Source organism: Streptomyces sp. NPDC057474, from assembly GCF_042802555.1.
In the GTDB taxonomy this organism is placed as follows: domain Bacteria; phylum Actinomycetota; class Actinomycetes; order Streptomycetales; family Streptomycetaceae; genus Streptomyces.
On record NZ_JBHVDX010000003.1, the window covers coordinates 89,508 to 113,974 of the forward strand.

19 protein-coding genes and 2 pseudogenes are annotated in these 24,467 nt (G+C 71.0%); 15 read left to right on the top strand and 6 right to left on the bottom strand.

Annotation, left to right across the window (positions count from 1 at the left end):
- Nucleotides 1–17 precede the first annotated feature (17 nt).
- Nucleotides 18–2,846, top strand: coding sequence for a dsDNA nuclease domain-containing protein (locus ACFU53_RS01515; protein ID WP_383984717.1), 2,829 nt, complete (start codon nt 18–20; stop codon nt 2,844–2,846).
- A gap of 352 nt (nt 2,847–3,198) precedes the next feature.
- Here the strand turns inward: ACFU53_RS01515 and ACFU53_RS01520 are convergent, their stop codons facing one another.
- Together ACFU53_RS01520 and ACFU53_RS01525 are read right to left on the bottom strand one after the other, a co-directional pair.
- A complete protein-coding gene (locus tag ACFU53_RS01520) occupies nt 3,199–7,638 on the bottom strand; it encodes an AAA family ATPase (RefSeq protein WP_383984720.1) in 4,440 nt (1,479 codons plus the stop codon).
- Nucleotides 7,635–8,528: an endopeptidase gene (locus ACFU53_RS01525; protein ID WP_383984723.1), complete on the bottom strand. Its 894-nt coding sequence runs from the start codon at nt 8,526–8,528 to the stop codon at nt 7,635–7,637. The genes ACFU53_RS01520 and ACFU53_RS01525 overlap by 4 nt, the downstream gene beginning before the upstream one ends.
- A 168-nt stretch (nt 8,529–8,696) precedes the next feature.
- On the opposite strand from ACFU53_RS01525, the gene ACFU53_RS01530 reads away from it, so the two are divergent.
- On the top strand, nt 8,697–9,038 hold the full coding sequence (locus ACFU53_RS01530; RefSeq protein WP_383984726.1) for a hypothetical protein: 342 nt from the start codon (nt 8,697–8,699) through the stop codon (nt 9,036–9,038).
- Nucleotides 9,039–9,398: 360 nt separating this feature from the next.
- Nucleotides 9,399–9,971 carry a hypothetical protein gene (locus ACFU53_RS01535; protein ID WP_383984729.1) on the top strand — a complete coding sequence of 191 codons (573 nt, stop codon included), beginning with the start codon at nt 9,399–9,401 and terminating at the stop codon, nt 9,969–9,971.
- A 114-nt stretch (nt 9,972–10,085) separates the two neighbouring features.
- On the opposite strand, the pseudogene ACFU53_RS01540 reads toward ACFU53_RS01535, so the two are convergent.
- The 4 genes and pseudogenes from ACFU53_RS01540 to ACFU53_RS01555 form a co-directional block, all read right to left on the bottom strand.
- Nucleotides 10,086–10,710 (bottom strand): annotated as a pseudogene (locus tag ACFU53_RS01540) (transposase); the annotation flags it as partial.
- Nucleotides 10,711–10,957: 247 nt separating this feature from the next.
- Nucleotides 10,958–11,662, bottom strand: coding sequence for a restriction endonuclease (locus tag ACFU53_RS01545; RefSeq protein WP_383984732.1), 705 nt, complete (start codon nt 11,660–11,662; stop codon nt 10,958–10,960).
- Nucleotides 11,659–12,009 (bottom strand): hypothetical protein, encoded by a 351-nt coding sequence (locus tag ACFU53_RS01550; RefSeq protein ID WP_383984735.1) that lies wholly within the window; start codon nt 12,007–12,009, stop codon nt 11,659–11,661. Before ACFU53_RS01550 ends, ACFU53_RS01545 begins: the two co-directional genes overlap by 4 nt.
- 788 nt (nt 12,010–12,797) lie before the next feature.
- Nucleotides 12,798–13,790, bottom strand: a complete 993-nt coding sequence (locus tag ACFU53_RS01555) for a ScbA/BarX family gamma-butyrolactone biosynthesis protein (RefSeq protein WP_383984738.1) — start codon at nt 13,788–13,790, stop codon at nt 12,798–12,800.
- Between the two features lie 263 nt (nt 13,791–14,053).
- Here ACFU53_RS01555 and ACFU53_RS01560 point away from each other — a divergent pair, with 263 nt between their 5' ends.
- The 12 genes and pseudogenes from ACFU53_RS01560 to ACFU53_RS01615 all read left to right on the top strand — a co-directional run bounded on the left by ACFU53_RS01560 (nt 14,054) and on the right by ACFU53_RS01615 (nt 24,348).
- A complete protein-coding gene (locus ACFU53_RS01560) occupies nt 14,054–14,779 on the top strand; it encodes a ScbR family autoregulator-binding transcription factor (protein WP_383984741.1) in 726 nt (241 codons plus the stop codon).
- Nucleotides 14,780–14,833: 54 nt separating this feature from the next.
- Nucleotides 14,834–15,532, top strand: a complete 699-nt coding sequence (locus tag ACFU53_RS01565; RefSeq protein WP_383984746.1) for an HAD family phosphatase — start codon at nt 14,834–14,836, stop codon at nt 15,530–15,532.
- A gap of 148 nt (nt 15,533–15,680) precedes the next feature.
- Nucleotides 15,681–16,411, top strand: a pseudogene (locus tag ACFU53_RS01570) (SDR family NAD(P)-dependent oxidoreductase).
- A gap of 248 nt (nt 16,412–16,659) precedes the next feature.
- Complete coding sequence (locus ACFU53_RS01575) at nt 16,660–17,241, top strand: TetR family transcriptional regulator (protein ID WP_383984749.1); 582 nt, start codon at nt 16,660–16,662, stop codon at nt 17,239–17,241.
- 151 nt (nt 17,242–17,392) lie between these two features.
- The gene (locus ACFU53_RS01580; protein WP_383984752.1) at nt 17,393–18,439 is read left to right on the top strand and encodes an NAD(P)/FAD-dependent oxidoreductase; all 1,047 of its coding nucleotides are present in this window, start codon (nt 17,393–17,395) and stop codon (nt 18,437–18,439) included.
- Nucleotides 18,440–18,513: 74 nt separating this feature from the next.
- Nucleotides 18,514–18,810, top strand: a complete 297-nt coding sequence (locus ACFU53_RS01585) for a 2Fe-2S iron-sulfur cluster-binding protein (RefSeq protein WP_383984755.1) — start codon at nt 18,514–18,516, stop codon at nt 18,808–18,810.
- Between the two features lie 53 nt (nt 18,811–18,863).
- Nucleotides 18,864–19,121: a hypothetical protein gene (locus tag ACFU53_RS01590; protein WP_383984758.1), complete on the top strand. Its 258-nt coding sequence runs from the start codon at nt 18,864–18,866 to the stop codon at nt 19,119–19,121.
- 8 nt (nt 19,122–19,129) lie between these two features.
- Entirely contained in the window at nt 19,130–20,359 is a 1,230-nt protein-coding gene (locus ACFU53_RS01595) for a fatty acid desaturase (protein WP_383984761.1), read from the top strand.
- Nucleotides 20,360–20,407: 48 nt separating this feature from the next.
- The gene (locus ACFU53_RS01600; protein ID WP_383984764.1) at nt 20,408–20,869 is read left to right on the top strand and encodes a cobalamin-dependent protein; all 462 of its coding nucleotides are present in this window, start codon (nt 20,408–20,410) and stop codon (nt 20,867–20,869) included.
- A complete protein-coding gene (locus ACFU53_RS01605) occupies nt 20,866–22,350 on the top strand; it encodes a methylaspartate mutase (RefSeq protein WP_383984767.1) in 1,485 nt (494 codons plus the stop codon). Before ACFU53_RS01600 ends, ACFU53_RS01605 begins: the two co-directional genes overlap by 4 nt.
- Nucleotides 22,350–23,312, top strand: coding sequence for a quinone oxidoreductase family protein (locus ACFU53_RS01610; protein ID WP_383984770.1), 963 nt, complete (start codon nt 22,350–22,352; stop codon nt 23,310–23,312). Before ACFU53_RS01605 ends, ACFU53_RS01610 begins: the two co-directional genes overlap by 1 nt.
- Before the next feature lie 79 nt (nt 23,313–23,391).
- A complete protein-coding gene (locus ACFU53_RS01615; protein WP_383984773.1) occupies nt 23,392–24,348 on the top strand; it encodes a DMT family transporter in 957 nt (318 codons plus the stop codon).
- Nucleotides 24,349–24,467: the final 119 nt, after the last annotated feature.

Here is a 24,467-nt window from a genome sequence, read left to right on the forward strand (position 1 = left end):
GAGGGGATCATCGGGGGATGCAGGATCCAGGCTGTCTTCCGGCGCCTGACGACACGGGCTCGGCGACCGAGGAGCGTTTCACCTACCAGGCGCAGGCCGCGCTCCGTGGGGTGTTGGAGATGCTGGCGGGTGGCGGAGTGGTCCACGTGACGTGCGAGCATTTCGAGGATGTCCTGGTCGCCCGGGCCGACGGCACGGTGACGGGCGATGTGGTGCTGTGGGACTTCCAGCAGATCAAGTCCCGGGAGAAGCAGGATAGTTGGACCTTGTCCAAGGTACTCCGGAGCAAGGCTCTGGCAAGTCTTCTGCGCACTCATCGGGCCTTGCATGAGCACAGGGACCTTCCGTACGTCCTGACGGTCGGCGTGGAGGGTCCGCTGAGCGCCGAGGCGGATGTGCAGGCCGTCGCGCAGGGACGGGGCGGCGACAGCACGGAGCGGCTGGACCGGATCGCCAGGCATCTCGATGCGGACGCTGCCGAGACTGCGGAGTTCCTGCGGCTGGTACGCATCGAGGAACTGCCGGACCGTTATGAGCTGGAGCGCCGCAACCGCGATGTGTTCCTCGCTCTGGCCCCGCATCTGCGGGTCGGGGAAGTCGAGGCGCTGCACGCGGATCTCCTCAACCGGGTCAGGCTCGCGATGGGCGGGCGCCTGGGACCGCGCTGGCAGGCGCTGGTGACACAGCCCGATGTACCGGAGACGGTCCTGCGCAAGCGCCTGACGCCGCAGAAGCTCCGCGACGTCGCGCTGCGTCTGACCCGCCCGGACCTGGCCGACTACGTGCGCGCGAGCCGGCTCGCAGCACAGACGCATCCCTATCCCGAGGCCGGGCGGGCGGGCGTGCCGTCGCTGAGTTCCGTCTACGTGCCGCAGCGCCTGCACCGGGTCGCCTCGGAGAACGGGCGACAGCGCGACAGTCCGGCAGATCAGTCTCCCGGCGATGTTGCCGATGCCTCCGCGGTTTTGGGACGCGCACCCGTGTGTCTGGTGCTTGCCGGCCCGGGCGGCGGAAAGTCCAGCCTCCTGCGCGCGGTGCAGGCCGACTCGGCCGAACGCTGGCTGGTCCGCGAGGACCAGCGGCTGCTCGGAGTGACTGTGCCGGCCACAGCGCTGCTCGGCTCTCCTCTGCCACGTGCTCTGGCGGCAGCGGCAACCACACAGTTGGCTGCTTTCGCATTGCAGCAGACGCTGTCCGACGAGCTCTTCCTCAACAGGCCCGCCCCGGGCGCCTGCTGGCTCGTGCTGGTCGACGGACTCGATGAGATCACCGACCGGGACGACCGGCAGAACCTCCTGCGCACCCTGGCCAACTTCGCCGCCGGGCCCGACCCCCTGTACCGGTTCGTCGTGGCCACCCGGCCGCTTCCCGGGAAGGATCTCCGCATCCTGGGCCGCGACGTGCCCCGCTACCAGTTGGTGCCCTTCTCCCGCAGTGAACTGTCCAGCGCGGCCCAGCGTGTCCTGGACGGCTTGGGTGTGCCCGACTCCCGGGAGGCGGCGGGCCGGTTCGTCCGCGTGCTGGACGACGCACACCTGACCGGTTTCGCCCGTACTCCGCTCATGGCGACGATGTTGTGCCAGCTGTATGCCGCCCATCCCGGGCAGTCGCTGCCGGCCACCCGGGGTGCTCTGTACGCGAGATTCACCGACCTGCTGCACCGCCGGATGAGCGGCAGGGGCCTGTCGGGGGTGCGGAGCCAGGCCGAAGCCGCCCTTGCGCGTTTCGGCCCCACGGCCGTGTCACGAGCGCATGACCTGCTCGATCAACTGCCGGACACGATCGACAGCCTGGCGTATGGCCACCGCAGCGGTGGCATAACGTCTTGGGTCGGCGCGCTGGCCGCCCTGGACAGCGCGCGGCGCCCCCGCGCCGTGCCGGAGGACGACTGGAACGGTTTCCTGGCCTCGGTCCTGGGGCGCAGCGGGCTGCTCACTCGCTCCGGGGACGGTTTCGCCTTCCTCCACCAGACCCTTCAGGAGTACTGCGCTGCCCGCCACCTCGCGCGCACCCCTTCTGCCCATGCCCGTGAGCTCGACCGGCTGTTCGGCCCGTGGGAGGAGGACTGGGGGTCGACCCCGTGGGGTGCGCCGTTGGACACCGCCTCCTACATCGGCTTCCTCATCGACCCCGGGACCGCCCCGCCCACCGATCCCGCCACCTCCCTTGAGGCGCTGGCGGTGCCCGACAACATCCGCGGGTGCCTGCTGATCGCCACCCAGCTGTCTCTGGGCACCCTGCTCGCCGACACGTGGCAACCCCTGGTCCAGACGGCCGCACAGGCCATGGCAACAGCGAGCGCAGATCCCGACAGCGACGCCACCTCACGCGTCTGGGCGGCGAGCGTGCTGGCGGAACTGGACCTCCAGGAGGGCACCACCGCGCTTGAAACACTGGTGGACGATCGGCTCCTGGACGAGGAGTTCAACGAGGACCCTCACAGCCCGGACTTCAGCGACCGTCTCCTGGCTGCCAGGTCCTTGCTGGAACTGGACCCGGTGCGTGGGAAAGACGCCTGCCACCGGCTCGTCCGCGACTCCCACCTGTACGACTCCGTCCGGGTACGAGCCGCTGAAGTACTCCTGACTGCCGGGGACGAACGCGCCCGCCCGGCCCTGGAGTACCTCGCCGGAGCGGACATCCATTTCGACGACCGCCTCGACGCGGCGAACCGGCTCGCCCCCCTGGATCCTGATGCGGCAGTTCGCGCACTGCACACACTGATCGGCGACTACCGGGGCGACCCGGACTGGCTCGACTGGTGCAAGGCTGCCGCCCAAGCATTGGCCGATCTGGGCGACCCGCGCGGCCGGCAGATCGCCGGAGAGCTCTCAACCGGCCTCTGACACCCGCACCGGCTCCGAGAGCACGTCCTGCCAGGAGAGTTCGTGTTCGTCCATGTCCAGGACGTCGACGTGTACGAGGGCGGACAGCCTCATTCTGCGTGAGGTGAGGGAGCGTCAGGTACCGCTCGAATCGGGAATGCGTACCCCGGCGCTCAAGGAGGAATCGAACAGTTCCGATACCGACCGTGATGACGTCCCGGTAAGTGCCGGCGCCGGAGGCGGGGCACCACCTGCCATCGAGTCTCGTCGGCGCCGCCTGCAGAGCCTGTGGCGCGTGGCCTGGTCCGGGGCCTTCCCCGTTCACGAGGCACAGGGCTGGGGCCGGGCTGTCGGCTTCTGGTTGGACGAGGGATCAGAGGTGGACGGTCGACGCGGCGATCCCTCGGGGGCTGCCGAAGACGATGGTTGGCTGGCTGCCCTGGCCGTGGGCGTCGGGCGGGAGCACCGCGAGTGCGCTGATGGGGGCTGCGGTGATCAGCCGCAGTATCTCTTCGCCGGTCTGGCAGTCCCATGCCCGGATGGTGGTGTCGTCCGTGCTGGCGCTGAGCAGCAGGGGCTGGGAGTGGGCCGGGTGGTGCAGGACGGTCAGGGCGGTCACTTTCCCTCGGTGGCCTTGCAGAACAGGCAGAGCTTCCCTGCGTGGTGTGGCGGGGTTCCACAGTCTGATGACACCGTCGGCGCCGCCGGTTGCGAGGAACGGGTCTGGTGCGGCGGGGAGGGTGATGAAGGCCAGGCTGTGCGTACCGCCGATGCGCTGGGGCAGGCGGGCGTGGGCTGGTTGGCCGGGGTGCAGCAGGCGGACGGTGCGGGTGGCCACCGCCAGTAGGGGTGATTCGCCGGCGGGTGCTGCGGCCAGGGCACGGATGGTGCCGTCGGTGTGCAGTGTGTCCCTGTATGGGGCGTACTCGTCGTCGAGGGTGTAGTAGACGAGACAGGAGTTGCTGAACCCCGCGGCCAGGACAGGGGGTTGGGACGGTGCGGTCGGCAGGAAGAGCAGGGTGCGTGCATGGCTGCGGCGGGTGGGGTCGAACGGTGTCTGCAGGACATGGTGGTCGCCTTCTTCGGTGAGGATGCGAAGGCTTCCGTCGCTGTAGCCGACGGCAAGGGGTGTGGGGCGGTGGCGGGAGGCGTTCTCCGGGGCGGCCAGGGTGGTGATGTGGTGGCCGGGTCGGTCGGGGCCGTCGTGCGGGTAGGACGTCGTGCGCCCGGTTGTGGGAGAGATCTCTGTGAGGGTGTTCGCGTCGTAGCCGGTGATGAGGCGGGGCGGGCCGGTCTGTTGCGGGAGGAGGGCGACATGGTCGGCGTGCCGGTCGGCGCTCCGGTTGTCGTGGGTGTCGTCGCGGGCGGGATCCCAGAGCCGGATGGTTCCGTCCATGGAACCGGATACGACGAATGGTTCCCTGCCCACCCGCAGGACGGCCAGGCCCCGGATGGCCTTGGTGTGTTCGGCGGGCAGTGTGTAGAGCTGTTCTCCGTCGTCGGGGTCGACCAGGGTGATGCTTCCGTCGACACCGCTGCCGAGGACCAGCAGCCCGTTGTAGGCGAGGTCGGGGAAGTGGGCCATCGAGGCCACGGACCGGCGGATGGGGGCATGGGGTTGTGGTCGTCTGGTGACCGGGTCGAAGATCCGCACGCCTTTGCCGGAACGGGAGGCGATGGCAAGACGAGGCTGGCCGTGCCGGTCGGTGAATGCCTGCAGCGCCGAGGTGCCCATGCCCATGCCGGGCAGCTGGCCGGCGCTCTCGAGGGTGTATGCGTCCAGCAGCGGGATGTGTGAGCCGTCTTCTCCGATGGCCAGCAGCGTCTGGCCGTCGGGCAGCGTGATGGTCTCCAGGGCGTGGACGGTGGCGGGACGGCGTTCAAGCGTGCGAGGGCGTTCGCGCACGATGGCTCCGGTGTAGGGGTCCAGCGTGAGCACGCCCTGCGGCGTCGCAACGGCCAGCACGGTGCCCCGGTCCGGTCCGGTGAAGGATGCGATGGCTCTGATGCGGCCGTCCAGCAGGCTCCAGATGCGTCCGGTCTCCGGGTCACACCGCCACAGGCCGGCATCGCTGCCCACCACAAGGAGCGGGGTTTTCCTCCGGCGTGTGCTCAGGACGGTCATGGCGCGGACATAGGGGCCGAGGTTGGTGAAGGGTGCACCGAAGGGGACTCCGGTGCGGGCATCCCACATGGTGACGGAGCCGTCGACGTGACCGGCGGCCACGATGGTCGATCGGTCCGCGCTGCGGAAGGTGACGAGCTGGCAGACGCCGCTGGGGGTGCCCGCGAGGATGTTGTTGGGCGGGCGGAGCCGGTTCCAGCGGGGTACCAGTGACGGCGGCCGGGGCAGGGTGTCGGGGCGCGGCACGGGTTGAGCGCTGTCCGCCTGTTCGGCCAGTGCCAGGCTGTCGGCCCGTGCGGCGGGCGGGGCGTCGGCCAGGAACGGCTCGATGCGGGACCATGCGGCCAGGCGCCGAGTGCCGGCCTGAGCGGTGACGGGAAGTCCCAGGGCGCCGCGGATGCGGCCGTGGGATTCGAACGGCAGGAACGAGGCGGGGATGTGCGCGTCGTCGAGGACACCGCCCGCCTCGGCGTGGGCGATCAGGTGACGGCGCAGGTAGGGATGCGGCGGCTGCTGGGGTGCGGCCGCGAGGAGACGGGAAAAGGCCTGGGTCAGATGGGCGTGTACCTGGGTGCTGCCGGTGTCGGGGGTATCGTCGAAACCGGGCAGGGTCTGCTCGATGAGCAGGGTCTGGGGGGCGGTGCGCAGGGTTTCGCTGACGCGTTCGTGGATGGGCCGGTAGACGGTTCGGCCGTCTTCGACGGCGGTCGTCAGGTATCCGGTGAGGCGGCTGTTGCGTACCAGCCGGATCGTCGCTTCCGGGCTGTCGCAGCCGGGTTCGATGCCGTGGACGGCGGCCGGCCACACGGTCGCCCAGGGCAGTCCGGCGCCCAGTGCGAACGCCGTGGCGCGCAGGACGGCCAGGAGGTCCTCGGGCCTGGTGCGGGTGTGCTGGGCGACGTCCGCGAGGTCCTGCCGCAGCAGTTCCTGGGTGCCCTCGCGCAGTTGGCGGCGCCATGGGGCGTCGGACGGCGCGGGCAGGAAGGCGCGGGCGTGCAGTTGCTGGGCGGCCAGCCGGGCGTCCAGGAAGGAAGGGGTGACTTCCTGTGCGACGGCGGCGGCGACGGCGGCAATGGGCTGGTTGCTGCGGTGGACCAGCCGGGATCCCGTGGCGGGTTCGGCGTGCAGCAGGGCTGCGGTGTAGGCGGCGATGTCCTCTTGCGCACTGTCATCGTCGGTGCGCAGTGGGGCGGTTGCGTCGGTGGCCTGCCGGAGCAGGTCGAGGAGGCCCCGTTCGGCGTGTGTGTCCCTGACCGGCAGGGTGTGGCGGGAGGGGGGTGGTGAGCTGCGGATGCCGAGGATAAGGCGGACCGCGTTTTGGCCGTCGCCGCGCAGGGCGGCGAGGGGGCCCAGGACGTCGGTGATGATGCGGCGGGGGGTCTTCGCTTCGTCAATACCGTCGACGACCACGGTGAGCGGCCGGCCGGTGCGGGCCAGCGTGGTGCGGGCATGGCCGCGCAGCAGCTCGGAGGCGTCCGTGCCGGCCGGCACGGGCTGGCCGGTGAGTGCCCGGTAGAGCGCGGCGGACAGTTCCTGCGGGTCGGTGTTGCGGGCCAGCACCGCGGCGTCGATGGCGCCGATGGGCACCCGCAGTTCCTCTGGGATCGCTGCCAGGTAGGGGCGGTAGACGGGGTTGTCGCAGAAGCGTGGGTCGCTGAGGGTGACCAGGCGGGCGAGCAGCGCGCTTTTGCCGGAGCCGGCCTGCCCGGTGACGATGAGCGTGCTGTCGCTGCCGGCGAGGAAGGCGTTCATGCGGGTGACGAGTGCGGTGCGGCCGGTGAAGTACCAGCCCGCGTCGCCGGACATCTGGCCGCTGGCCCTGGTGATCCAGTAGTCGTCGACGTCGGGCCGTGTCCATCCCAGTTGGCTGCGGGCGTCTTCCAGCAGGGTGGTATCGGTGTGGCCGGGGTTGGGCAGGCAGGGGCTCAGCTCACGGGCGGCGAGACGGCGGCTGACGCTGCGAGGCGGCCACAGGACGTGAATGTCGGCCATCTGCGCTGGATCCCACACCGTGTCCAGGATGGTGTGGAAGTCTTCCCAGCTCAGATGGGAGCGGGCGTAGCCGTTGGCCTCGTCGGCGCAATGGGCGTGGACGGCCGCCAGGGCTGAGGCGAAGGCGCGCAGGCGGGGGGTGCTGTCTTCGTTGCCTGCGGCCAGGACGACCAGCGAGCTCAGGGCATGCCGGTCGGGGTGCAGGGCCTTGAGGGTGCGGTCGAGTTCTTCGGCGAGGCGACCGGAGAAGCAGGAGTCGACCATGACCAGCACGTGCTCGGCCGGAGAGTCGAGGGCCGCGGCGATGAGTTCGGCTGTAGGGAACGCGGTAGCCAGGGGCCGGTCGGTGTGGGTGTCGGGCAGACGGAGGAAGTGCTGCGGTCCCGCAGGGGCCAGGCCGTGGCCGGTGAGGTAGATGACGAGGGCTTCGTCATCCGCTGCGCCGATGAGGTCCTTGTCGATGAGGAACGTTCTCAGGTCATGAACGCTTTGCAGTGGTTTGGGCGGGTGGGAGGGTGTGAAGCGGCGCTGGTCGTCCAGGCGAGAGCTGTTCCACCAGTCCTCGACGACGGCGACCTGGGCGTCGATCCCCTCGCGGAAGGCCCTGCGTTTGGCCGGGGTGCCGTCGTCGTAGTCGCTGACGGCGATCACGAGGAGGCGGCGCTCGGAGGTGGCGGGGGCGTGCTCGTCGGTCATGACCAGGTGGCGGTGACGGCGCGGGCGACGGGGAGGGTGCGCAGGTACTTGACGGCGGCATGCGGATCGAGGCGGCCGTTGTCGACCTCGATGTCCCTGATCTGGTCCGCCGCCAGGGCCAGGCCCGCGGCGCCGGTGACGGCATCGTCCGGGTCGAACACGTTGATCCACCGCAGGTGGGGTGCGATCTGCGTCAGCCGCCCGTCGGTGATGCCCATGCCCCGCTGGACGGTGGGGATGGCCAGGGGCGAGCCGCAGGTGACGAAGGTGTGCACGGCCGCACCCGCCGTGCCGGGCGCGGCGATCTCACCGTGGCGGAGGAGGTCGTAGGCGATCACGCTGCCCAGGGAGTGGCCGATCAGGACCGTGGTGTGCGCGTCGGCGCTCTCCAGGACGTGTTTGCGGACCAGGCTGGCCAGGTCGGGTTCGGTCAGGTAGGTGTTGACCTCGCGCAGGGACCGAATGAGTTTGCTGACCCGGCCGCCGGGCTTGCGCCGGTCGTAGGCGATCGCACGCTGGGTGATGCTCGGCGGCACCTTGACCAGCCCGAGCGTGGTGGGGTCGACCTGCGCGGCGTAGGCGCGTTCCTGAGGGGTGAGCAAGTCGTCCAGGGCCTGGACGATGAAAGCCTCCTCGTCTGCGGTGAACGGTGTCGCGTCGTCAGGGAACGCCTCCCTCGTGCTCAGTCCGCCCTCGTCATCGGCCAGGAGGGCCGACCAGTGCGGCACCTTCAGCACCGGGGCGAGCATGCTCTCCGTCGGGGGCGTTGCACCGCCGTGGAGCAGTTTCACACCGCGATCGAGGGCATCGCGCCAGCTCTTGGTCAGCTCCCGCTGTGATGTCTTGCCCTGCCCGATCCCGTGCACCCCGAGCACGTACTGCTGCCCCACCCGCTCCCCCGCCCTCTCCCCTTGGTCTGCTGTGCTGAGAGGACACTCTACGGGTGCGACCGCATCCCAACCGGAGCACCAACCCCTCTCACGTGGGGAGTTAAAGCACGCGCGGCTCCGTAGAGTGTGTAGCCCTCCCCCTCCAACGAGCCCCGCGCGCCGGGGAAGATGAACCCTGTGCACGACGACCCCAGCTCCATCGCAGCGTTGCTGCGAGCGAGGTATCGACGACGTCTACCCGCCAGCCTCGACGAGCTGGTCGGACCCGAGCAAGGGAGGGTGGAGCTGCCGCTGCACATCGCGTGGTCCGGACTGCGCACCCTCGATCTAAACCTGCCGCGCCAGCGCATGAGCCTGTACAGGACAGTGCTCGCCGAAGGCATGCGTGACGACCTGTGCCGCTTCCTCAACAAGGACATCCTGCTTGAGCTGTGGCCCGTGCTCCACAAGCTCATCAGCAGGGCCATCAAGGACGTCTGGGAGGAGGCATTCCCCGAGCTGCGACCATGATCCCCCTCCGGCACACTCCCCCAACACCCCGCAGTAGGCGCTCTCACCGCAACTGCGGCAGTCTCACCCAACCTGCAGGACTACAGGTCAAACGGCCCGAGCAGGGTCCAGAACCCGTCGCAATCCATCTGCGTCACCGCAGGATCAACGGCGCAACAACGGTGCGACCTCACAGCCGTAGGTGCGCACAGGTGAGACTTTGGCAACGATGGCGTCGCCGCACTCACGGCATGAACGACCGGCCTGCGGACCTGAGGTGAGCCCCGGCCGTGTGGAACCGGGCGCTCGGGGCCGCACGTCCCCCCGTACATGCTGATCATCCTGGGGATACTCTTCGCCGTCGCGCCCACCGTTGTCTGGATGACGATCGCCCGCACCCGCCCCGTCGGCTTCGCGATCGGCGGCACGCTGCTCTCCGGAGCCTGTCTGCTGATCAGTGTCCAGCAGGGCTGGATCGACGCCCCCAGACCCGACGCCCATCTCGTGTTCACGGCTCTCGCGCCCCTGCTCATCGCCTGCGGCGCGGGACTGGAAGGACGGCACGAGAACTCTCCTCCCCCGGAATGGACCTCCCGCCGCAACGGAGCGATCGGCTTCCTGGGGACGCAGTTCGCCCTCACCCTCGTGGTCGGCCTCCTGTACGCGCTGATGATCAGCGAAGGCTCGGACGCCCCGCCGTCCAAGGCCCTCCCCTCATTGCAGCCAGGCATCAGCATGGTTAACGAAGGCACCAGCTGCGGTTCCGGCGGCTGCTGGCGCGCCGCGACGGTCACCAGCGAGGACGGCCTGTCCCGCCCGGAGATCATCCGCGAACTGGGCCTCCAGCAGGAGAGCTGCCGCTCCAGCGGCTGGCTGCTCGACTGGCGTGACGTGTGCGTCGGAGCCAGGGACAACGGCGAGAACGTCACCATCTACGCCAGCTGGGGATACTGAGAGGTCGTGACCTAGTAGGACTCCGTTAGGTTGCTCTGGTTCTTGGGTGTGGGCTGGTGGTGGCTGTTCTGGGCAGGGGGCGGTGGCAGGTGGTGCAGGTGCCGGTCCAGCAGTTCAGCAGGTCCTGGATGGTGTCGAGGATCTGGTAGAGGGTGAGCCCGCCGTATCGGCTTTTGGGGCCAGGCGCTGTTCGGTGAGGAACGCGTGGGCGGCGGTGACCAGGGTGACGGGATGATGCCAGCCTGCCCAGGAGCGTCCTTCGAAGTGGTCCAGGCCGAGGCCGTGCTTGAGTTCCCGGTAGTCGTGCTCGATGCGCCAGCGGATCTTGGCCAGACGGACCAGTTCGGCCACCGGGGTGCCGTCGGGCAGGTTCGACAGCCAGTAATCGGTGGGTGCTTCGGCGCCTTCGGGCCATTCGGCCAGCAGCGTGACCTCGGGCAGGACACCGTCCCACAAACCCTCCTGCGCGGTGGCGGCGGCCTGGGCCAGGCGGCGGGACCTGACCCCGGCCGGCCGCACCCGCAGTGCCAGAAACCGCGAGCGCATCGGCCCGCGGGAGCCTTCACGCCAGGTCACCTCGGTGAACGCCTGCCGCCCCCCGGTCCGCCGCGAGCGCGGCCACCGAGGACTGCTTGTCCCGGTAGCGGGGCCGCGGCCAGCGGCCGTTCCCGGACCACGCCGGGGCCGTGGGCTGCGCGTCATGGGGGTGCACGGACACGTCCGAACGGACCGCCACGACAGCTCGCGCGGCCGGCTGGTTCCTCGTCGTTGCTGCCGTCCGGGTCCTCTGGGGTCGGGTAGCCCGCGGCGCGCAGTTGGCCGAGCGCGGCGTCGAGGGCCTCAGGGTCAGCGTCCTTGCTGAGCTGGTGTACCCGGGTCGGCGACGGCCCGGCCGCCTCAACGATCTCCGCAAGGGCGGTAAGTCACACGGTGGAGTCCACTTGCCGTCCCACCGTGGCAGGTTCCACCAAGGCCGCAGGAAGGCGCTATGACAGTGAGGACGGCCGGCGGGGCGGGGGGAGCGCAGAGAGCAGTTCCCACAGCGGGCGCGAACCCGCAGCCCAGGAACCGAGCAGCTGGCGGTCGACGAGGTGCAGCCGTTGCTGGCGGGCGAAGGTACGGCCGGGCTGGGTGATCCTGGCGTTGGTCACCATCACCACGACATCCGCCTTGTGGACCGGGCGTCCCGTTCCGTTGAGCACCTGCAGTTCCGGGGTGCCCACGGCGGCGCCCCGCTCACCGTGGCGGCGGTGCTTGCATTGGATGACCCACCGCCGCCCCTGCGGATCGGTCGCTTTCACGTCCGCACCCAGGTCTCCCTGGCCGCCGACCTGAACGGCGTCGGCGCAGCCGTCCCGGCGCATCAGGTCCCGGACGGCGTATTCGAACTGCTGGTGGGACAAGCCGTCCATCTGTGCCAGCCCGTAGCGCAGAGCGCGCGCCTGGGCCTGTCTCCACTGCTCGCGTTGCGCCCGCTGCTGCCACCAGGCGATGCCGCCCAGGACAGCGAGGACGGCAGCGACAAGCAGCAGCCACCAGTGCGTGAGCAGCCAGTTGACCACCGTCACCACCAGGCCGACGGCCGCCACCACGACCACGCACAGGACGACGAACTGCGTTTCCTGCTGCTGCCTGCGCCGACGGCTGGGGCGCCGTGCGGGGCGCCGCCGGGCCGGCGGGCGCCGGGTCATCGCTCACCGGCCAGGGCGGAGAGGTCGATCGGGTACGACACGCTCGGCGTGGGCGCCGCCCGCTGCAGCGCGGGCATGTCGAACTTGACCGGGTACGACACCGTCGAGCGCGGCACGGCTGTCTTCGGTGCGCTGTTGGTGGAGTGCTCGAAGAGGATCGGATAGGTCACGGGCGGTTCGGGCGGCGTGCTGTCCGCTTCGGTTGTCGTTGAGGCGTTGCCGATGGCGAGCACGGCCAGGCCGAAGGCGGCGAAGATGGTCATCTCCCGGCGCGCGCCCGGCGCCCATCGGGAGTGTCCGCGTACTGGCGTTCCGTCGGAGCGCACGTACGGGCGGACAAAGGGCATGTGGTCCTCCATTTGATGGTGGGTGTCCGTGTCGCAGTCATGTTGGAGCCCAGCACTGACAGCCGATCAGCCGGATACGCTCAACAGCCCTTGTTTTAGGGCGAGTTCAGGACATACGTATGCCCACCCGGAAGTGTGCTGGGTTCTTTGCGGACGTGCCGGGGGGCAGGGTGCGGCGCCAGGTGGCGTGACAGCCGTGAGCCGGTACGAGTGGCGGCTCCACCAGGGCGATCCGGTCGTCGGTGGCTCCGTGGCATCTGGCGGAGCCACCGACGGTGCGACGACTCATCTGTGCGGGCAGAGAGGGTGGCGGAATCAGCCATTTCCAGGATTTGTCACTCGGAGGTGACGAAGTGGACGTGGCAGCTGTGCCGCGAGCTGCGCAAGGATGGATGCGGCTGCCCGGGGCGGGGGCTTGAGACGCTAAGGATGGATGCGGCTGCCCGGGGCGGGGGCTTGAGACGCTGCGGGTTCCCGGAACCCACCCCGAGGCGGGCGCTCTCGCCCAGTAGCGCAAGTCCAGTCCGGAGCAGGCATTTTCTTCCTGTTGGGGTCCAACTTCGGTTGCTGCGCTTCAATATGGGTGAGAGCGCCTGAAGGTTCCCACCGGCAAGATACTCGGACCGACGCTGCACCACCTGACCCCGCTGTAGGCCTTCTGCGACGAGCTGCTCGCCGAGCTGCTGACCGTCGGCAGTGACGACGACGTGGCCATGGTGGCCGTGCGGCTGCCCGCCGCTCCCTGGCGCCCGCGCCGTCGCCCCTGCCGCCGCGGCCCCGGCCCGGGGTCAGGCCCCGGGAACCGCCGTCGGCGTCACGGTCGCCGTGAACGCGCAGGCCTCGTTCTGCACCGCCGTGACGCGCACCGGTGCCGCACCAGAGCCGTCGTCCACGGGGCCGCGGCGGTCGCCGGGCAGGCCGCCGTCGCCGCGGCCGGACTCCTCGCCGGACGGCCCGACGTGGATCCAGCAGGGCGCGTCGAGTTCCACGTACTGGGCGAACTCCGCCTCCATGGCCGTGGCGATCACCGGCCGCGGGTGGGCCTGGGCGTGGGTGGCCTGCCGGGCCGCTTCGAGCAGGAGCATGCCCGGGGCGTGGTCGACGGGGTGGTCGAAGAGCGCCGGGTGGGTGAGGTCGACGCGCAGTTGATGCAGCGTGGGGGAGTTGGTCGGGGACAACACGACGTCCGCGAACCCGGTCCGGGCGACGGAGGCCGGCGCGGTCGGCGGGGCGAGGGGGATGGCGCGCCGGTAGGCCTCGTCGATGTCGGCGTAGGGGCCACGCAGCCGTGGGTAGACGGCCGGTGACAGGTCGGCGAAGCGGGTGAACGCGGTGCCCAGCGGATGGTCGTCGAGGGACAGGTCGACTTGCATGTCGACGGAGACCAGCCGGCCGGCGCGACGGATCACCTTCGGGCAGGTGACCCGCATTTCCACCTCGGCCGGGGCGTCCGACACCGCCAGCGCGGCCGGGTCGATCTCGTACCGGAAGCGGCTCCACACCTGCCGGTGGCCGAAGGGGACGTCGTAGGCGACGTGGCTCAGCAGCGGCACGCACTGGCGGACCGACTCCGCCACGAGCATCGGGTCGTGGAATCCTCCCACCGGCCCGTAGAAGGGATGGGTGAGCGGCCACCGGGCGGTGACGCGGTGGCGGTCCGGTCCGGCGGGGCTCCAGCCGGTCAGCAGGACCTCGGACTGCGCCGACTTGTGCACGTACTCGCGAGGAACCGCGGTGGCGGACGAGGTGTGTATCGCCGGGTTCGAGGCGGTGATCGACATGTGGAAATCCCCCAAGGAAGTGTGTGCTGTGCACCGTTGTGGCGTGCGTACAGGCGTTCGCTCCTCGGAAGAAAATAAAGAGTGCTCGTTTTGTTTTAGGTTTCCTTGCGGCAAAGGAACAGTCAGTGACGAGTAAAACAGCGAGGAGAAAGCATGAAGAGTCCACTCATCGCGGGCAAGTGGGAGGCGAGGTTCCGATACGGCTGGCCCAGTGGCGATCAAGCGAGTAACGTAGGGAACGTTCTGTTTCTTTGGGGGTTCCGATGGCTCAGCAGCCGAAGCAAGAGCGTGCTATCCAGACCCGTGAGTCGCTGCTCCGCGCGGCTGCAGACGTCTTCGACGAGGTGGGTTTCGCCGGCGCCAGCATCAGCCGCATCCTCAAGAGGGCCGGGCTGACCGCCGGGGCCCTCTACTTCCACTTCGACTCGAAGGAGGACCTGGCGCGCGCGGTCATGAACGCGCAGCCCCAGTCGATCATCCCGTGGCTGGAGTCCGAGGGACTGCAGCGGCTCGTCGACATCACCATGGTCTGGGCGTACCAGCTCCGGGTGGACCCGCTGCTGCGGGCGGGCGTGCGCCTCACCGGCGAGCAGGGCTCGTTCGGCGTGAAGGACGCCACTCCGTACCAGGAGTGGAGCCAGATCATGACCGAGTGCCTCGAATCGGCCCGTGAGAGGGGCGAGTTGCAGGCCGGCGTCGAGCCCGCCGAGCTGGCCGACTTCGTGGTCGAGGCGTGCACCGGCATGCAGACGTACTCGGCTGTCGCCAGCGAGGCGCGGGCGGACCTCTCCGACCGCGCGGTACGGATGTGGCGGTTGCTGCTGCCCGGGGTCGCCGTCCCGGCCGTCGTCGCTCGCACCGAGGTGAACCCGGACCGGGTCCGGGACCTGCTCCGGGCGGCGAGCACCGCGGCCACCGCCGCGAACGGACAGGTCCGGGAGGGCGTCGAGGAGTCCGTGGGCGGGGAGAGAACCGGCGCGGCCGACTGAGGCCGCGCTTTCCAGTACCGCGGCCGAGCCCGCGGTCTCACCGAGGGGGATCACATGAGTCAGGGTCTGGCGCATCTGCGCCTGGGGGCGGTGAACATCGACGGCGTCATGCTGAACGACACCTTCAGTCCGGTCATCCACCACTTCCTGGTGAGCCGCGGCTGCGTGTATACCGCCGAGCTGGAGCGCACAATCTTCTCCCAGCCCCGCGCGGTCGCGGGGCTGCTGCTCGCCGAGGCGGTGGGGGGCTCGATGAGCGGCGAGGAAGCGCTGGAGGCGTACTTCGAGGAACGGGCGCGGTATCTGAGAACCCGTCCGGTGCGGGTGAACGAGGGCGCTGTCGCCCTTGTGGGGCTGCTGCGCGGCCTGGGGTTGCGCACCGTCTGTTACGGCGGTCTGGGCAAGGACCACTTCGACACCTTCCTCGGCGAGCACGCTGCACTGTTCGACGGGCCCGGCTACATCTGCACCGACTCCTTCCGGCCGGGCCTGCACGAGATCACCACCGAGTACTTCGGTGTCGAGCACGACGAGGTTCTGATCGTCGACGACGTCGCCCGGGTCGCCGAGGAGGCGCGGCTGCTCGGCATGCCGTTCGTCGGCCACCCGAGCCGCTTCGAGCACAGCTTCCAGCGGCAGTTGATGCGCGAGGCCGGGGTGCGTCACCTGGTGGACTCGCTGCACGCGATCGACGAGGACCTGCTGCGGACGCTCGACAGCGAGGCGGCGACCGGCACGGCTTGGGCAGCCTGACGGCCGTCACCTCCGTTCCACGAGGCACACGGCGAGGTCTGCGCCCGCGCGGGGCACGGATCTCGCGCACATGCAACCGACTTCACGACGGCAAGGGGGCACAGTGGGCATGAGTGGTGCAGGGCGGCTGCTGGACGGCAAGGTGGCCATGATCACCGGGGCGTCCAGCGGCATCGGGGCGGCGGCCGCCCGGCTGTTCGCCGAGGAGGGGGCCGCAGTGGTGGTCGTGGCCCGGCGCAAGGACAAGCTGGACGACCTCGTCGCGGAAATCCGCGCAGGCGGGGGGCGGGCCGTCGCGGCGGCCGGTGACGTCACGGACCCGGCCGCCGCCGAACGGGCGGTGGCGGTCGCCGTCGACGCCTTCGGCACCCTGAACGCGGCGTTCAACAACGCCGGTTACGCCACCGCGGGGACGCCGCTGCACGAGATCGACGACGCGACGTACGAGCGCACCGTCGACGCAATCTGCGCGGCGTGTGGAACTGTCTGCGGCACCAGATACCGGCGATGCTCGCGGGTTCGGGGGGCTCCGTGGTGAACACGTCCAGCGTGGCCGGGATGAAGGCCACCGGCGCCTCGGCCGCCTATGTCGCCGCCAAGCACGCGGTGATCGGACTGACCAGGGCGGCCGCGCTGGACTACGGGCAGCGGGGCATCCGCTGCAACGCGCTGGTCGTGGGCAGCACCCGCACCGAGATGATGGAGGGTGTGCTGCAGGCGTGCCCGGAGCTCGAGGAGGTCTTCATGGCCGACTCGGTGCAGCGGCGGATCTCCGCGCCGGCCGAGGTGGCGCAGGCCGCGGCCTGGCTGTGCAGCGACCGTTCCTCGTTCGTCACCGGCACGGCGATGGCCGTCGACGGCGGTTCGACCGCGGTGTAGCCGTGCGACGCCGTGCGCCTGTGGCCGGGCTCCGCCCAGCCGGGACAGGCGTACGGCGGGCACCGGCGCCCTCGGATCCCGAAGAGCCCCTGTCTCGGGGGATGGCCGCGCCCCCTTCCTGTGAAAGAATAGCGAACGATCGCTTTTCTTTCAGTGGAAAGGCGGGGACGTCTCCGGCAGGCCCACACGGTCCGGCCGGGGCTCGGCCCCGAGGGAGGAACGAGGAGATGGTCGTTCAGGAGAGGGCGGTGCGCACACGCAGGGGGCTCGTCCAGGCCGCCGCCCTGGAGATCGACCGGGTCGGCTACGAAGGAGCCCGGCTGTCCCGGATCTGCGCGTCAGCATCCGTCTCGATGGGGGCGCTGACCTTTCACTTCTCCTCCAAGGCCGCCCTGGCCGACGCGGTCCAGGAGGAGGGCCGGGCGATCTCCCGGGCGCTCGTGGGCCGGGTCCTGGAATCGCGCGAGCCTACGCTGCGCGCGGTGGCCGAGCTCACTGTCGGGCTCGCCGGGCTGCTGGAGGAGAGCGTCGTCGCGCGCTCGGCCGCGCGGCTCGCCAGGGAGCGGCCGGAGGAGCCGGACCGGTGGACGCAGGTCTGGCTGCCGGCCGTGCAGGACCTGCTGGAACGCGCCCGCGAGGACGGCCGGCCACGGCTCGCGGTCCACCCCGAGGCGGTGACCGCCCTCGTCAGGTACCTGCTGACGGGCGCCGAGGTACAGATACGCGGCGCCGGAGCGCTGGTGGTCGGCGCGGGTGCCGGGAGGGTGGCCGACCAGGTGGAGGGGATCTGGCGGCTGGTCCTCGACGGCACGGCGGCTCAGGGCGGCTGACCCGGCTCTCGATCGTTCTGTTTCGACAGGAAACGACTCAGCATAGAAAAACATAGCGAACATTCTGTATGGTTTCTTGGTGTGAGGGCGAGCGCCGCCCTCACACCGCGTATCGACAGGTACGCGTCAATCGAGGCAGGGGGAGCGTGAGATGCCAGCAGTCGTGAGCGCCGTCGGCCGGCCCGCCGAGGCGGCGGTGGACGTCGCAGTCGTGGGCGCGGGACCCGCCGGGCTGTACGCCGCGTACTACGCCGGGTTCCGCGGCCTGTCGGCGGTGGTCGTCGACGCGCTCGACGAGCCCGGCGGCCAGGTGTCCGCTCTCTATCCGGAGAAGCTGCTGTACGACGTGGCCGGCCACCCCGCCGTCAAGGGGCGGCAGTTGATCGACAACCTGCTGGAGCAGGCCGCCCCGTTCGGTACGCGGTACCTGCTCGGCCGGACGGTGGTCGGCCTCGCCCGCCGAACCGGAGGCTGGACCCTGAGCACCGACGACGGCGGCAGAGTGGACGCCGGAGCCGTGGTGATCGCCGCCGGGCTCGGCAGGTTCGTGCCCCGCAGGCTGCCCTGCTCGGTGCCGTACGAGGGCAGGGGCGTCGCCTACCACGTCCCGCGCCCGCAGGCGCACGCAGGACGGGACGTAGTCGTGGTCGGCGGCGGCGACAGTGCCGTGGACTGGGCCCTGGCCCTGGCCCCGCTGGCCCGCAGCACGACCCTCGTCCACCGGCGGGGCACCTTCCGCGCCCACGAGTACAGCGTGCGGCAGCTGTACGCCTCCGCCGTCCGGGTCGTCACCGACGCCGAGGTGGTCGCCTGCCACGGTACCCAGCGGCTCGAACGGGTCGGGATCCGGCGAGGCGACGAGGCGTTCACCCTGCCGGCGCAGGCGCTGGTCGCCGCCCTCGGCTTCACCTCCGGCCTCGGTCCCGTCGCCGAGTGGGGAATCGACCTGGAGCACCGCAGGATCCGGGTCGACCGGTCCATGAGCACCAACCTGCCCGGCGTCCACGCGGCCGGCGACGTGTGCGCCTACCCGGGCCGCGTCCCGCTGATCACCGTCGGCTTCGGCGAGGCCGGCACCGCCGTGAACCACGCGGCCGTGACCCTGCGCCCCGGCGAACGGCTCGCGCCCGAGCACTCCTCCGACGCGTTCCCCGGTGCACGCGGCCGCGCGGCCGTCCCGTCCGCGTCGGCCGCGTAGCACCGGCGCCTCGGTCACCGCATCGCATCCCGCGCGCCGGGATGCCCCACCCGCCTCAAGGGGGCTGCACAGCAATGCCGCTCAACAAGCTCACCCTCATGCCCGACAGGGTGGAGATCCTGCTGCCCGAGGGCTCCTGCCTCACGGACATCGAGTACGAGAGGCCGGAACAGCTGATCCCGTTCGGCTGCCGCTCAGGGGCCTGTGGCGCCTGCGTCATCGAAGTCCTCGACGGCTCCGCGTCGCTCGGGGAGGCCGATCCCGACGAGAGGGACTTCCTCGAGGACCTCGGCCGGGCCGACGGGAACCACCGGCTCGCCTGCCAGTGCCGCCTCCTGGGCGCCGCGACCGTCCGCGTCGTGCAGCAGTGAGCGCGGGCCGGCACGACACCGCCTCCCCCCCACCACCTCCGTGGAGGAATCCCATGCACCAGCACACCATGATCCCCGGCGTCGTGGACGGCACGGTCACGTCCTCCGTGGACGCCGACGGCAACGTCTCGTTCCGGATCGCGATCCGCGAGAGCGGCCTCCGGCCCGAGAAGGCCGACCACATCGAGGTCGTCCTCACCCGGCAGGACGCCCGTGCCCTCATGTCGGCCCCCGAGCGGTCCGCGCCCGTCGCCTGCTCCGTCGGCGTCCGGCTGAACAGCGCGCCCTTCCCTGCCCTCTCCTCCCTCTAGGAGCCCCGATGGCACTGCTCGACCAGCAAGGCATCTCCGCCCCGACCACCGGCACCCCGCCCGCCGCCGCGGCCCGTGATCCGCGCGAGTCCATGACCGTGCTCCCGAAATTCCTCCAGTTCCCGCTGACGATCCTCACCGGCAAGGCGCTGCCCGGCCAGCGGTCCCCGGGCTGGACGCCCGCCTTCCACCTGGTGACGGCCACGACGTCGATGGCCGCCGGTGTCTTCCTCAGCACCCTGGCCTACGTCCTCGGCGGGCCGTTCCTGCTGCTGCTCGCGGCCGGCTGGGCGGTGACGCTGCACGGGATGCGCAACCTGCGGATGATGATCTACCACCAGTGCTCGCACCGGAACATGTACCGCCGCCGCGAGCCGGACCGGGCCATAGGCCACGCCGTGTCCAGCCTCCTGATCATCCAGAACTTCCAGCGCTACAGCCGCGAGCACGTCAGCGATCACCACGCGCTTGACCACATGACGCTGAAGGACCCCACGGTCCAGGCCTTCCTGGTCAGCCTGGGCCTGCACCCGGGCATGACCCGCCGCCGGATGTGGCGCCAGCTCCTCGGCAAGCTGCTCTCCCCGCGCTTCCACTTCGCCTTCGCCGTCTCCCGTGTGCGCTCCTTCTGGAGCGAGTCGGCGCGCACCGAGAAGGTGGCGGCCGTCACCCTCTACGGCACGCTCGCCCTGGTCACGGCGGCGACCGGCACATGGCCGGCCCTGCTCGTCGTCTGGTTCGTGCCGCTCGTCCCGCTGTTCCAGGTCAGCAACACCCTGAGGCTGTGCGTCAAGCACACCTTCCCCGAGCCCGGCCTCGAGGACCGGCGCAGCCGGGCGTACTTCGCCTCGCTGACCAACGCCATCTTCCTCGGCGACCCGGCCCCCGCCCCGCAGTTGCCTGCCGGGCTCCGCGCCCTGGCGTGGACGCGCTGGGCCCTGCGGCTGCTGTTCGTGCACGCCCCGTCCCGCTACCTCGTGCTGACCGGCGACACCGTGGTCCACGACTTCCACCACCGTCACCCGCGCGCCGCGGACTGGCCGAACTACGTCTTCGCCCGCCAGGAGGACGCCGAACGCCTCGCGCCGGGGCAGCCGCCGTACCACGAGGTCTGGGGTCTGGTGCCCGCGATCAGCCACGTCTTCGACTCGCTGGCCGCCGCCGACCCCGAGGAGTTCGACGTCGACCGGCTGAGGTCCGTGAGCAAGCGGGAGCTCTTCGCCGCCTTCGACGACTGACCGCACAGCCACCCGCACCCCACCAACGACCCCGAACCAGGAAGCTCGATGCGTACTCCGCCGAACCAGCACTCCGCACCTCGTACGGTCGTCCTCGGCGTGGCGGCCAGCGACAGCCACGCGGTCGCCAATCACCTCATCGCCCACTCCCTGCGCGGCCTCGGCTACCACGTCGTCAACCTCGGCACCTGCACGGCCGTCGAGGAGTTCGCCGAGGCCTGCGAGCGGTACCCGCACGCCGAGGCCGTCGTCATCGGCAGCCTCAACGGCCATGTCCACGAGGACCTGCGCGGTCTCGACCAGGCCAAGCGGTCGGGCCGGATCACCTGCCCGGTCGTCGTCGGAGGCAACCTCTCCGTGGGCAGCCACAAGGACGCCTCGGCCCACGACCGCCTGTACGCCGCCGGAGTGGACCACATCCTGTCCGACGCCGCCGAACTGCCCCGCCTGCTCGACCGGTTGCGGCTCGCCCGCCGCGGTGCCCGGCTCACCGACCTGGCGGCGTCATGAGCGTCAGGTCCGTCCCGTCCGCCGGCGCCCGCTCCGTCACCGTCCCGCCGGCCTGCGCAACCTCACTGCCCACTCCGTCCCAGTCCGCCGCGTACATCGCCTCGCTCGGCAAGCCCACCGCCGCCGAGATCCTCCAGGACTGCAAGGAACGGGGCCGGGTGGCCCTGCAGCCGCGCTGCGGCGTCGGCGGCCACGAGGAGATGAAGCGGCTTCTGACGACCTTGGAGGAGGAGGCCCGCCCCGACATCCTGACACTGACCATCGACTCCCACACCCGCCTCAAGCGGTTCGGCGAGGCCCGCCGCACCCTGCACCTGCGGCCGGCCGACCTCAACGGCTACCCGCTGGTCGCCCACGGCTGGCAGCGCGGCCGTGAACTGAACGAACTGGTCGACGCGCCGCTGGAGATCAGGCACGGATCCCCCGACGCCCGCCTCCTCTTCGACGTCTCCGTCGCCTCCGGCATCACCTCGTTCGAGGGCGGCGGCATCTCGTACAACCTGCCCTACTCCAAGGCCGTGCCGCTCGCCGAGTCCCTGACGGCCTGGCAGGACGTGGACCGCGCCTGCGGCGAACTCGCCGAGCACGGGGTGATCGTCGACCGGGAGCTGTTCGGCACCCTGACCGCGGTGCTCGTGCCGCCATCGATCAGCCTCGCCGTCAGCGTGCTGGAGGCGGTGCTCGCCACCCGGGCCGGTGTCCGCTGCGTGTCCGTGGCCTATCCGCAGGGCGGGCACCTCGTCCAGGACGTCGCGGCGCTGCGCAGCATCCCGGTCCTCGCCGAGCGCTACCTCCCGGCCGGCGTCCAGGTCCACGCGGTGCTGCACGAGTTCATGGGCGTCTTCCCCCGCAAGCGCGACAACGCCGAGGACCTCATCCTCTACGGGGCGCTGGCGGCCCGGCTCGGCGGGGCCTCCAAGCTGATCACCAAGACGTACCAGGAGGCGTACGGCATCCCCGACACCGCGGCCAACGTGGCCGGTCTGCGGCTGGCCGGCCGGGCCAACTCGCCGCTGCTGGACTTCGTCAGTGTCGACGACGGCCAGGTCACCGAGGAGCAGGGGTGGATCCTCGACGAGGTCGCCGATCTCGTCGAGCCGCTGCTGCAGCGCCCCGACCTGATCGAGGCGGTCGTCGAGGCGTTCGCCGAGGGGCGGCTGGACATACCGTTCAGCGCCAGCCGTTCCGCCCGCTCCGACATCATCCCGCGGCGCGACGCCACCGGCGCCATCCGCTACCGGACCATCGGCGCCCTGCCGTTCGCTCCGGCCCGGCTGCGCCGCAACGAGGAACTGCTGCACGCCGTGGACGGCCCCGGCGAACCGGGCATCGACACCCTGATGGCGGGCCTCACCGGCGACATCAACTACTTCCGCGGGCTCTTTCGCGAGTCCGAGCCGCACACCGGCGCCCACGGACCCGAGCGGTCCCCGAACGCGACGGCCGCCACCCCCACCGCACCCGGCGAATCGAGGAACTGATGCGTGCCCTGCAAGTGACCCGCCCCGGCGGACCCGACGCCCTCGCCGTCACCGACCTGCCCCGCCCCGAGGCCGCGCCCGGCCAGGTCGTGGTCCGCAACGAGGCCGTCGGTCTCAACTTCATCGACGTCTACTTCCGCGACGGCACCTACCCGACGGCCTATCCGTTCGTCCCCGGCCAGGAGGCCGCCGGAGTGGTCACCGCCGTGGGCGACGGCGTCACGGACTTCGCCCCGGGCGACCGGGTCGCGTACGCCACCCAGCTGGGCGCCTACGCCGAGTACACCGCCGTCCCCCAGGCCAAGCTGGTGCCCGTTCCCGACGGCGTCACGCTGCCCGACGCGGCAGCGGTCCTGCTCCAGGGGCTCGCCGCGCTGTACCTCAGCGGTACCACGCACCCCGTGGCGGCCGGGGAAACCGTGGTGGTGCTGGCCGCCGCCGGGGGGCTGGGGCAGCTCCTGGTGCGGCTGGCCGCACACCGCGGCGCGCGGGTCGTCGCCGTCGCTTCCACCAAGGAGAAGCGAGAGGCCGCCCTGGCCGCGGGCGCCCACCACGCCCTGCCCTATGAGGACTTCGCGGCCGGGGTGCGCGAACTCACCGGCGGCGAGGGCGCGCACGCGGTCTACGACTCGGTGGGCGCGGCCACGTTCGAGGAGAGCGTCAGGGCACTGCGCCGCCGGGGCACCCTCGCCGTGTGCGGGCTGTCCAGCGGCCCGCTCCCGCCGGTCGACGTCGAACTGCTGCGCACGGCGGGCTCCCTGTACCTGACCCGGCCCACCCTCGCCGACCACGTCCCGGACGCGGCCTCGCTCAGGGCGTCGGCCGCCGAGCTCTTCGCGCACGTCGCCGACGGCGTGGTCCGTCCCGGCGTCGGCGAACGGCTGCCGCTGGCCGAGGCAGCACGGGCCCACACCCTGCTGGAGAGCCGTGCCACCACCGGCAAGGTCCTCCTCACTCCGTGACGCACCGACCGGACCCCGCCACCAGCCGTACCCCGAGCCGTACCCACAGCCGCTCCGGAAGCGGAGGAAGGACGACATCATGAGCGTCGACGTAGGCGCCGAGGTGAGGGCGGCCCCGTCCGGCGGCACCGCCCGCCAGGGCATCGGGGCGGTCCCGGCGCCGGTGCTGATGCTGGTCGGGATGGTGAGCACCCAGCTCGGGGCCGCCTTCGCCAAGCAGCTGTTCGGCACCGTGGGACCCGCCGCGATGACCGTGCTGCGGCTCGGCTTCGCCGCGGTGGTGCTGCTGCTGTTCTGGCGGCCGTCGCTGCGCCTGGACCGGCGCACGACGGGGGCGGTCGCCGTCCTCGGCATCGCCATCGCCGGCATGAATCTGTGCTTCTACCTGGCCATGGCCCGGATGCCCGTCGGGGTCGCGCTGACCGTCGGGATGGCGGGGCCGCTCACCGTCGCGGCCCTGTCCTCGCGTCGGACCCGCGACCGGCTGTGGGCGGTGCTCGCCGGGTGCGGCATCGCCCTCCTCGGCTGGCAGGGCGGCGCCGCCGGGATCACCGGGCTGCTCATCGCCCTGGCCTGCGCGGTGTTCTGGGGCGCGTACGTGCCGCTGTCGGCCAGGGTCGGCGCGCTGCTGCCCGGCGGGGGCGGACTGGCGCTCGCGATGGCCTTCGGCACGCTGTGCGCGCTGCCGGCCGGGCTGTTCGAGGGCGGCTCCGCGCTGGCCGACCCGGCGGTGCTCGCCTTCGGCTTCGGCGTCGCGATGCTGTCCTCCCTGGTGCCGTACACCTGCGAGATGGAGACGCTGCGCCGGGTTTCCGCGCTCGTCTTCGGGGTGCTGCTCAGCCTGGAACCGGCGATCGGCGCCCTGGTCGCCCTGCTCGTCCTGCACGAGACCATCTCGCCGCTGCAGACGCTGGGCCTCGCGGCCGTCGTCGTCGCGTCGATCGGCGTCATCCGCGGCACGCGCGGCGCCCCCGTCGGGCGGGACGCCACTTCACGAGACATACCGGACTCACGAGAGCAAGGACTCCGCCAATGATCGACACGGGCAGGAACGCGGCGCTGGTCGGCCGGCCGGAAGCCTTCGAGCAGCTGAGGACGCTGGTGGACTCCGCGCTCGGCGCGCTCCACGACGCCTCGCTGAAGCGTGGCGGGCCC